General features: G+C 45.0%; 6 protein-coding genes and 1 pseudogene. 1 reads left to right on the forward strand and 6 read right to left on the reverse strand.

Annotated elements, in window-relative coordinates:
- The 3 genes from AC58QD_RS32305 to AC58QD_RS32315 form a co-directional block, all read right to left on the reverse strand.
- The coding region (locus AC58QD_RS32305; RefSeq protein ID WP_497339170.1) for an ABC transporter permease family protein at positions 1–546 on the reverse strand (546 nt) is incomplete at its 3' end.
- Between the two features lie 223 nt (positions 547–769).
- Positions 770–2,620, reverse strand: coding sequence for a hypothetical protein (locus AC58QD_RS32310; RefSeq protein WP_497339171.1), 1,851 nt, complete (start codon positions 2,618–2,620; stop codon positions 770–772).
- 102 nt (positions 2,621–2,722) lie between these two features.
- Positions 2,723–5,107, reverse strand: coding sequence for a DUF4838 domain-containing protein (locus tag AC58QD_RS32315; RefSeq protein ID WP_497339172.1), 2,385 nt, complete (start codon positions 5,105–5,107; stop codon positions 2,723–2,725).
- Between the two features lie 395 nt (positions 5,108–5,502).
- Between AC58QD_RS32315 and AC58QD_RS32320 the strand changes: the two genes are divergently transcribed.
- Entirely contained in the window at positions 5,503–6,357 is an 855-nt protein-coding gene (locus AC58QD_RS32320; RefSeq protein WP_497339173.1) for a helix-turn-helix domain-containing protein, read from the forward strand.
- Between the two features lie 279 nt (positions 6,358–6,636).
- Here the strand turns inward: AC58QD_RS32320 and AC58QD_RS32325 are convergent.
- From AC58QD_RS32325 to AC58QD_RS32335, 3 genes and pseudogenes are all read right to left on the reverse strand, one after another.
- Positions 6,637–6,942: pseudogene (locus AC58QD_RS32325) on the reverse strand (transposase); the annotation flags it as partial.
- 614 nt (positions 6,943–7,556) lie between these two features.
- Positions 7,557–8,801 (reverse strand): Gfo/Idh/MocA family protein, encoded by a 1,245-nt coding sequence (locus AC58QD_RS32330; protein ID WP_497339174.1) that lies wholly within the window; start codon positions 8,799–8,801, stop codon positions 7,557–7,559.
- Between the two features lie 94 nt (positions 8,802–8,895).
- Positions 8,896–9,294, reverse strand: coding sequence for a hypothetical protein (locus AC58QD_RS32335; RefSeq protein WP_497339175.1), 399 nt, complete (start codon positions 9,292–9,294; stop codon positions 8,896–8,898).
- Positions 9,295–9,715: the final 421 nt, after the last annotated feature.

The following is a 9,715-nucleotide window of genomic DNA, read 5'->3' on the forward strand; positions in this document are numbered from 1 at the left end:
GCCCCAACCTAGCTCCTTCCATATCTCAGCGGAAACTAATATCGTTCGGAAGTATTCCGGCTTGAGCAAGAACTGGATTGGTTTCCCGCCAAAATCGACGATTAATTGATTCACCCAGCCTGTCGAAGGAGAAAGAAAGTTAATAATGATACCGGATAAAACAACCCAGGATATAAAATGGGGTAAATAAACGATCGTTTGCGAGATTCGCTTAAACGCCATATTTCGAACCTCGTTAAGCAGAAGAGCAAACACGATTGGAGCGGGAAATCCGAAAAGGATCTGGTAGAAGCTGATAATTAACGAGTTCCCCAAAACATTGAAAAATTCTTCAGATTTGAAGAGATACTTAAAGTTATCCAAGCCGACCCAGTCACTTCCGAATATCCCTTTCACAAGGTTAAAATCCTGGAATGCTATGACGACCCCGAACATGGGGATATATTTAAAAATAAACAGATACAGAAATCCTGGGATTAATAAAAAATACAGCCACTTGTTCTTTTTAAAATAACGCCAGGTGGCAATAGTAGTTTGAGTATTCATCCTGCTTTTCTCCCTAGTTGATGCTTCTTAATTGAATTATTCGCATATGATTTCTATCATAAAATGTTCTAGTTCCTTCCGATTGTTGATGCACCCGATATATTCATGCTCCTCTTAAGATTTGCGAGCTCCATATTGTTGTTTTTCCTGCTTATATACAATGGCAGGCCAGGGTTAAGTTTTGGCCTGCCATTTCACCATAAAAACTAGATTATTGGGGCAATCACGCTACCGACCCAGACATCTTGAATACTCTCCATGTCCCGCCTATGTATCGGCAAACAAATAGCGTCGGGCCTGTCACTGCTACAGCCAGAGATGCCACCCCATTAACCAGAGAAACTGCGTCGTCAGCCTCAAATGTAACCACGCCAGGAATAGATCCATCAGCTAAGGTGCCATGCAGGAATATCTCTATCGTATCGTGACCAAATAACTGATTAAGTGTCTTGTTATATTTCAGCTTAATGATACCGAACGCACTAGCGCCGCCTGTAGTCTGTGCTACAACCTTAGTCTGCGATGTGGGTCTTCCCGTTTCCAGAACCGGACGATAGGTAGAAACCCCAAGTCCATTCTGATAGCCTCGATAGTTGAGACCTAGATTGCTGCCGATTGCCACCGGCGTGGTGCCGTGGTTGTAATTTCTGAATGAGCCTGTCAGCACCACAGCACGGGAGGCTTTCAATTTCCATTGATCTGCATTAGGCAGTGCTGAGATTACGGAGTATGTCGCATTTACAGAACAGGCTAGGAAGTTAACACCGTTTGCTTCGAAGTAAGCGCTTAAACATACGCCTCCCTGAGAGGCACCGTCAGTCTGATTGCCTACACTCATCCCGATTCCATTAAACTGCGTCACCAGCTTACTGATAGATACTGGATACAATGACTCGTCTTTCACTCCGCAGGCACAACAAAGTGTTCTTGCTAGTCCGATATTGCCTGCGGAAGTATCCACACCTATTTTATACACCCCCGAGCCTATCACGTAGTATGGAGTGTATGCCTCTTCATCAGTGGTGACCCATGGGCTTACGTTTACTTTGCCTGAAACTCGATTTATACTCTTAATGTATTTTGCCTCAGAAACTTTTTGAGTAGAATTATAATAAAGAAGGAAGTCACCTACGTTCAGCTCATCCGGTATGTTAGAGCAAGACACCTCAGAAATCTGACTGGGCACTGCGCTTAGGCCAGTGTGATTGTATCCAGTTACAGTGGCCTGCAGGTTTGGCAGGCCACCAGAAGGCGCTGCTGCACCGCAGTACCGAGCAGTAATAGTGCCAATATTGAATTCGGTAGAAGTACCTAGAATTTCGACGCCATTTCGCTTGAAATACCAGCACTCGATTTCAGAAAACGTAAACATTGAGCTGTTGAAGATCTTAAGTCCATTCCAGTTTTTCCTAGTATTGTAAGTGGATGTTCCTGAACCCAGTAGGGTAAGTTTACCTTCGAAAGCAGTTTGCCAGTATCCAGACAAAGTTAGCAAATATCCAGTAGATGAGTAATTCGATATGAGGGTCATGTGCCCCGTAAAGGTTCGAGCGTATGTTTGCCCGGTTTTAGGGTTTACGTTCTGTCCGGTAGCGGAAATAAGATCCGCAGAAATCAAGAAATCTCCTGACCAATCCGCAAGTGCTATCGGATGAGTCGCGATGTAGTTAAAAAATGCTTGTAAGGATACCGTGTCATCAGTAACTCGATCCCCTTTGGCTCCGAAGTCAAATGGCGTAACTCTCTCCCTCGCCTTTTCCTGTATCGTGGTTGCTACCGCGCCAACTCCGTCTTGTATAAAGCCAACTAACCCAGCACCATTAGGACCCGCCAGATCAGCTTGCAACTGCTGACAGTCGCTTTTCATTTTTCCGTATACCGCCTCGGTCACCGAAGTTTCCGATTTACCGTATGCCGTTAATGACGGGGAAATCACGCTCTGTGTTGCGATTGCGGCGCTAGCCATACCAAATGCGGCCAATAGCTTTCTCCGACTAATCTTTTTTTCGAGTCGTTCCAGCGCCGCGTCATCTGTGTCATCCCCAAGTACTGGGCCCTTCTTTTCATCTGACATTGCCCATTCCTCCTTGTTCGTCAATAGAACCCTTCATTAATTCTTTGTCTGTTACAATTCGGCAAATTCCTGTGACATTTTTCTACACGCCTGGGCTTCCATTTATTCCCCTGGCTGATAGAACATCGCTGGTCCAGCAATTCCCCCGGTGCCCAGTTCATCAAGTATCTCGTTGTGCGTATCTACAACAATCACGTTGGGTCGATCGAAGATAACCGCATTACTAGCATCAAACACCCAGGGCTTCATTAATGCAGAACCCTGCTGCACAACAGGCAATTCCTTACCGTTGACCCAAACACGGGCAGTTTCGTCGATGTTACCGAACCAAAGCCATATAGGATGACCGTTGTTATAAGTTGTCGGTAGTGTAACCGTTGTTCGGTACCAGACATCCCCCTTGAAGTATCGTAGCCCCTGATCGGACCATGTCTCGGAATACGTCTTGAGCTTCATCCATGATTGTAAACCCAGTTCAGGTTTCCATAACCCAAGTTGATCACCATGTTTATCCGGAAATAACATGGCGGACCATTCATCGGGTAATTTGGCGACAATCCGACCGCCGTTTGTTACACGTCTATAAGCATCTTCTACAATGGTGGTCCAAAAATCATCGGTGTAAAGGTATGATGCCCAGGGCGAAAGAATAACGGGAGAATGCGAAATCGCTTCAAAACGAAGCTTTCGGATGTCATCGAGTTGTTGTTTCGCCTTGATAAAATCAAAGCGATTGATCGAATCCATCATCTCAAGAAAGGTATTGCCGAAATCAAAAGCCACACGCACCATATGTACCCGCTTGGCGTAAATCGGATCACTAGATTTCTCCGCATCTTTTTCCGCTTTACTTAGCGATTTTTCCAAATCCTTCATTACTTTGCTTGTCAATATGTGCGGAAAGTCATAAATGCTTCCTGTAAAATAATCGGCTTCGGCGAATGCCTTTTCCAAATCGTCATAGTGCTCTCTCATCGGTTTGGCTGCAGGCCCATATAATTTTTCAAAATAATCGGTTAATAGAGTTTGCACATCCAATTCTGTATTCCACTTCATTTTGGCATCCAGATATAGCGCAGGTCCTTGGTATCCCCAGGCAGGTAAAACCTCAGCTTTAGCTCCTAAGAGACCTTTCTCTTTGTAATACTTAAGTTCACTGGCAACTTGATTGATCATGGGGAAGGGCAGTCCGGGATCGGCAAGGTCAAAGCGGTAATCGTACATAAGTGCTTTAACACCAAGTGCCTGCCAACCGTCAATTATATCTCCGAGATAATTACGCTCCCATGAGAGGTCATTTCCAATAGCATGTATCCGCTCAACCGTGATAGGGGCGATTAACGGTACGACTCTCTGATCGGGCGTCCAGCGCACTGGAGGACGCATATAACTGCTGTAGGCAAACAATACAATTTTGACTTTCGGATAACCAGCTGCATCCAACCGCTCCAACACTAGGTTTACAAATTTTATATACCGATCTGTCGTCGATTTCGTTCCGTTCAATGCATCGTAATCAACCGCATCCCAATCGGGATCTGGATTAATCACCTGGGGAACCCCGTCTATAGGCGACATGCTGAGATACTTAAGATCAGGTTTTTTTGTCAATTGTTCAAGCGACCCTTGTACAACACAGTCCAAAACTTCGGGTTTGGTTACGTCGATATGCCCTGTAACTTGCCCTTTATCGTTTTTCAGAAACAAATCCGGTCTTTGTTTGTTGGTGATTTTGCATGGAAATGATTGGGCACCAATATTCCATTCAATAAGTCGCATATGCTTAGCCCAAGGCTTCATTTCTTCTTTATTATAGACATAGGGGATCGTCTTGAGAGTCTGATAACTACTGTCGGGTTTTTGCATACGGATGTCGAAGGAGGGATGTTGGATTGTATCCTGCTCTCGTATACTCACTGTATCCTTAGTAGGGATAACGGTACCGATTTCGCCGGGCATGAACCAGCGAACCCCAAGCTGTTCCAACAGGTCGTAGGCGGCATACAGCGTCCCTTGATCGGAAAGTCCGTTCAGTTGTATGGAGTTCCCTACTGCCAGGATCCGGAATGAATCGGGATTATCCCCGCCTACTGCAATTGTGGCTTTACTTCCCTCCACATCGGGGGCCGATTGTCCGATAAAAATCTTCGTTCGACTCTCCCCATTAACAACTTCTACGGCACTCGTGATCGGTAGATCGGCACCGGATATCTTTATAATATAATCATGCAACTCTTGAGCAGCCTGTTGCTCCGTCGTTGTCGCATTTGCGGCAAGTACGATCGTTGCTTTCGGTTGTCCACCGCTCACGAGCGGTATAGACGACATAGCAGGGGGGTTACCTTCTCCTCGAACATCAATTAACTGTTCCCCTTCCACTCTTTGAGTGGCCTGACTTACTCCATCAGCAAATATGGGTGAACCATAAGCAGTCACGAGCAATATACAGCACAAAACAGTAATCCATCTCATTAAAGATTGTTTCACGAATGAACACCCTTTCATCACTTATCATTGATCAAAAGACTTCCATGCCCTCATACCATTTGTGTTAACAGGGTAAATGATACCTTTGGTTGAGATGGTGTACCCTCCGGGAAATCCGATGAATTAGGAATGCTCGGAAAAAGAAGGCGCTACCATAAATAGAATTAATCGTTTTTGATTTAAAGTTAGTCGACTCTTTCTGTTTACCTAATTACTTGTAAAAAACGATTCGCCACCTCCGTAATGATCCATAATATCGTAAAATCCGCTCTCCTTTCTTGAATCAGCATTAGAAATGCTTCTACGATCTTACAGGTCAAAGTATATGAAATATATTCACCTTTTCATATGCACCATGTTATTATGAAATTAGCACTTTATTTCATTGTAGGGGAGTGTTTTCCCTGAATCTTCCTTCTGCTGATAGCATGCGTCCTCATTTTCTTCATTTATCGTATTGGACGAATAAGGATCGATTTTTACTGAATGTAGATACTTATCCGAATTGGATTCTATTCGCAATAGAAGAAGGAAGTTTTGAATTCCAAATTGGTGAAGAGAAAGGGATTGTAACCGCCGGTGATTTGGTATTGAGTCCGCCATTGATTCCTTTCCGGCGAAAAGTTATTCAAAATCTGTCTTTTTTTTCGATCAACTTCATTTGGAAAAGCCTGTCGGAAGAAAAGCCCATTACGGATCCCCTTCGGCTATCAACGATCCCCATCGGCAAGGTATCCGTGCTCAATACTGATCGATTGATTTCAACCTATAGCTACTTAAAGAATCTGCACAATAAACATGACCCTACGAGCATTCATCAAAAAAATCATTTACTAAACGATATTTGGCTGCTTTACTGCCTGGAATCTAACCTTGCGAAGAAATCGAGTTGGAACCCCGATCACGTCATGAGCGTTGCTTTGAATCTGATCAAAGAACGCTGTTTCGAATATACCTTCTGTATGAAGAATTTATCGGATGATCTGGGTCTTACCCCCGTTCAATTCACCCGAAGATTCAAAACGGCTTATGGAATAACACCATCGGATTACGTAACCGAATTGAGAATCACCAGAGCCAAACATCTTTTGGCTGAAACCACAGTATCACTCCAAGGAATCGCAGACATTTGCGGGTTTGAGAGCGGAAATTATTTCAGCCGTATTTTCTCCAAAAGATTGAATACGCGCCCAACGCATTACCGCCGCATGCATGGGATGCAAGAAGATAACGGGAGTCAGCAGTATTAAGTGTCGTAAGCGTCAAACCTTAGCCACCTTCTGTCCCTGTTAATCACATGAGAAGATGAAGGCAACTGAAATTACAGGAGGTTGCCTCATGACGAATAAGGAACAACGCCGCCAAGAGTGGGCGGTACGAATCGCAGACTACAGGGCCAGCGGCCAAATCTCGTGCTTGTTTCTCCTCACGGGATGACCGTGTTGCTCGCCACTTATAGTAACTGGGTCTAGGTATCTCTGCAATGTCTAAGAGGAGCGTGACGCCATGCGTGTCACGTAGTTCTTCGATTACTTGGTAGTTATTCTGCTAACTAAGGCTCTCTCCTTTACTAGATTTGGATACCGCTTTTTTAAGTAATCCACCTGTGCTTTCAAATAATCCCGTTCCTCTTCGACCGTGTCAAAGGCCTTACGCGGACGTCCTTTAAGTGGATAGGATAGACCTTTACGAACATCGAATTCTTCGCCATTTTGCCATTTCCTTACCCATACCTTTAACTGGGTACAGTTTCGGATCTCCAGGCTGTCTGCCACCACTTTGTAGCTAGAAGACCCCTCCACATATGCTTTTACTGCCGTTAACTTAAACTCTTCCGAATATTGCTGAAATTTCTTTTCTGTCCTCTTTTAGCCATAAAGATATCCCCTCCAAGTTCACTCGTTCCCTCATGATAACATGAAGGTTTTTTTGAGTGTCTACTTAAAGGGGATAATATCAACCGACTAAGAGTTGGATCAATATAGTGTATGCATTAATAGTTATTTATTACCTAGCGACGCAAAGCTATAGGGGCTATCGTCTATGACTATGCCAGGCAGAGGGGATATCACTTTGCATACGATCACCTTAAATATAGAAATTAGCGATCTTGTGGCGAAAATGTATGTGGTAGCTATAGCAAAAGAAATGGTCATAAATCTTCCGAACAAAATAAAACTCGTCTCTCCGTCCGGTGAATGTATAAGCTTGTAAGGTTGATCCGGCGTGCGGCTTGTCACTCTTTGGAGCAGATAAGGAGGAATTACATCCGTTGCTTGAATCTGGACGATCTCTCCGGTGTCCATATCATGGAAAAAGGTTACATCTGATCTGGCGAATCACTGCCTAATTAGCCACTATAGACATCAAACAAAAAGCAGGAGCCTTATCAGGCATCCTGCTTTTTTTCTGTTGGGTAGCTATATATCCGATGGTACACTTGCTGCTGCTAACCCTTGAACAGCTCTTCATGAATCGCATCTAATGAATAGCAGCTTACAGGACCTGCTTCACGGCTGATCCATTTGCCTTTGGTGAAGTCGGGGATAGCGACCGGCGCACTGCCTAGTGCAACAGAATCCTCCGACAATACTGTTATCGCCATCCATACCGCCGTATCGTACACATCAATCGGCGTCTGAGTCTGGTTCATGACGCTCTCTGCAAATGCGCGGAGTACCAAGTAATCCATCCCGCCATGTCCGCCGCGTACACCTTCATCCAGGTACTGTTTCCAGATTGGGTGCTCATATTGCTCACGGTATTCATCGAATGACTCCCACTGATGCTCTGGACTTCTGCCCTCGATATGGATCGAGTTGTTATCCTCCATCCATATGCCCTTGGTCCCTTGCACTCTCCCCGCTCTCGAATATGGACGCGGGAGGGTCGTATCGTGAATAATATGAATCGTTTCGCCGCCGGCGCATTTGATCATCGTTGTCACGATATCGCCTTGGGCGAAGTTGATCTTGGCGAGCGGATCGGTCTCTCCGAACTTCTCAGTCGCCCAGTGCTGGATTCCGCGAGCTTTGGATGACATGGACGTTAAAGTCAACAATCGGTTGCCTCTGTTAATATCTAATACCTTGGAGATTGGACCGAGTCCATGGATCGGATACAGCTCACCGTTACGGTTCAAATAATTGCGGTAGCGGTTATGTTTTCTCTGCTCACCCAACGCTACTTCATCGCGCAGATCATGCTCATACCCGCATTGACAATGAATCAATTCGCCCAGTAGTCCTTGCTTTACCATATTCAGCACGGCAAGCTCTTCACGGCCATAACAGCAATTCTCGAGAAGCATGCAAGGCATACCTGTCTGCTCCGAGGTTCTGACCAGCTCCCAGCACTCTTCCAAGGATGCTGCTCCTCCCACTTCGATACCGGCATACTTGCCTGCCTTCATTGCCGCAATGGCAATCTCTGCATGAGTCACCCATGTGGTAGCAATAATAACGCCTTGAAGATCCTCACGAGCGAGCAGCTTCTTGTAGTCCGTATAACCGTCTGTTAGAGTTCGTCCTGATTTCTGTACGATTTCAAGTCCGTGCTCAAGCCTTTCCTCGTATTGATCGCATATTGCCGTAATCTCCACATCTTCCATCCCAAGCAAACATTCAAGCAGACCTCTACCGCGTCCACCCAATCCGATGACGCCTAATTTGGCTACAGCATTCGTTTTCCCCATCGCTCCCAATCTCCCTTGGCCGCAAATATTAAAATCAAGCACTTCTGATGTTGTTACAAATCACACACAATCAATCATATACGAAATCATACGATCAATTAATGCTCAAAAACAAACAAATTTCCCCCTTAGGTTGCAAACGTTCTACCATATAAGAGCAGACATAGCTGTTAATCTCGGTATGTTTCTCGTCAATATGCAGCTTCCGTCCTGACACACGCTTCAATTGCTCAACCCCTGCAAGGAAGTGTTCAAGGATAGCAGGTGACATTGCCCCTTCAAGCTGTTCAAAGGTTTTCTTTTCCTGACGCACAACGAGGAAAGGTGTCTGCAGCGCACCCTCTTCCTCCAAACACATTAGATGAAAGCTTGGATCCAGCATTACGCCAGCCTGGATGCGTTGGTCTCTTCTAGCCGCCTCGAGCACCGCCGCATGCACAAAATGCAGCATTTCTCCTTGAAAATCCCCATATAAGCCCCAACTGTTGTTCAAAATGCAACATCCTTGCCCCAAATCTTTGATTCGGAAAGAAAATGTTGCAAAAAATACAGCATGTTGATTTACCAAAATGCGTTAAATAAGGGCCGCCATTCGGCTAATGGAGAGTAAAACCAATCCATCCGAAATGAGGCGACCTTATTAAACCGTGTACCCGTTTATGAGCGATTTGCCTACCATCGATTATTCGTCGTTCTCTAGGAAAGCCGCAGATGTCCCCTTTAATCTGTTTTAGCGTCTGTTTCGTTCAAGGCTGCTCTCGCTACACTCCAATCGGAGGCAAAAGCAGTCCAAACGGGAATCTAACGGCAAGGTCATTGGCCGTTTGATTGGATCATTGCCTCCATTACTTCTTGGCTTCCATTTTAGTAATATAAGTGTTCATTTCCGTCATATAGGTCTTCCCGAATTTCGT

Source organism: Paenibacillus sp. J2R1T-4, assembly GCF_059692235.1.

Bases quoted from the DNA above. Each gene is read 5' to 3' on its own strand.
- AC58QD_RS32310 (WP_497339171.1), bottom strand. From the start codon at position 2,620: ATGTCAGATGAAAAGAAGGGCCCAGTACTTGGGGATGACACAGATGAC.
- AC58QD_RS32330 (WP_497339174.1), bottom strand. From the start codon at position 8,801: ATGGGGAAAACGAATGCTGTAGCCAAATTAGGCGTCATCGGATTGGGT.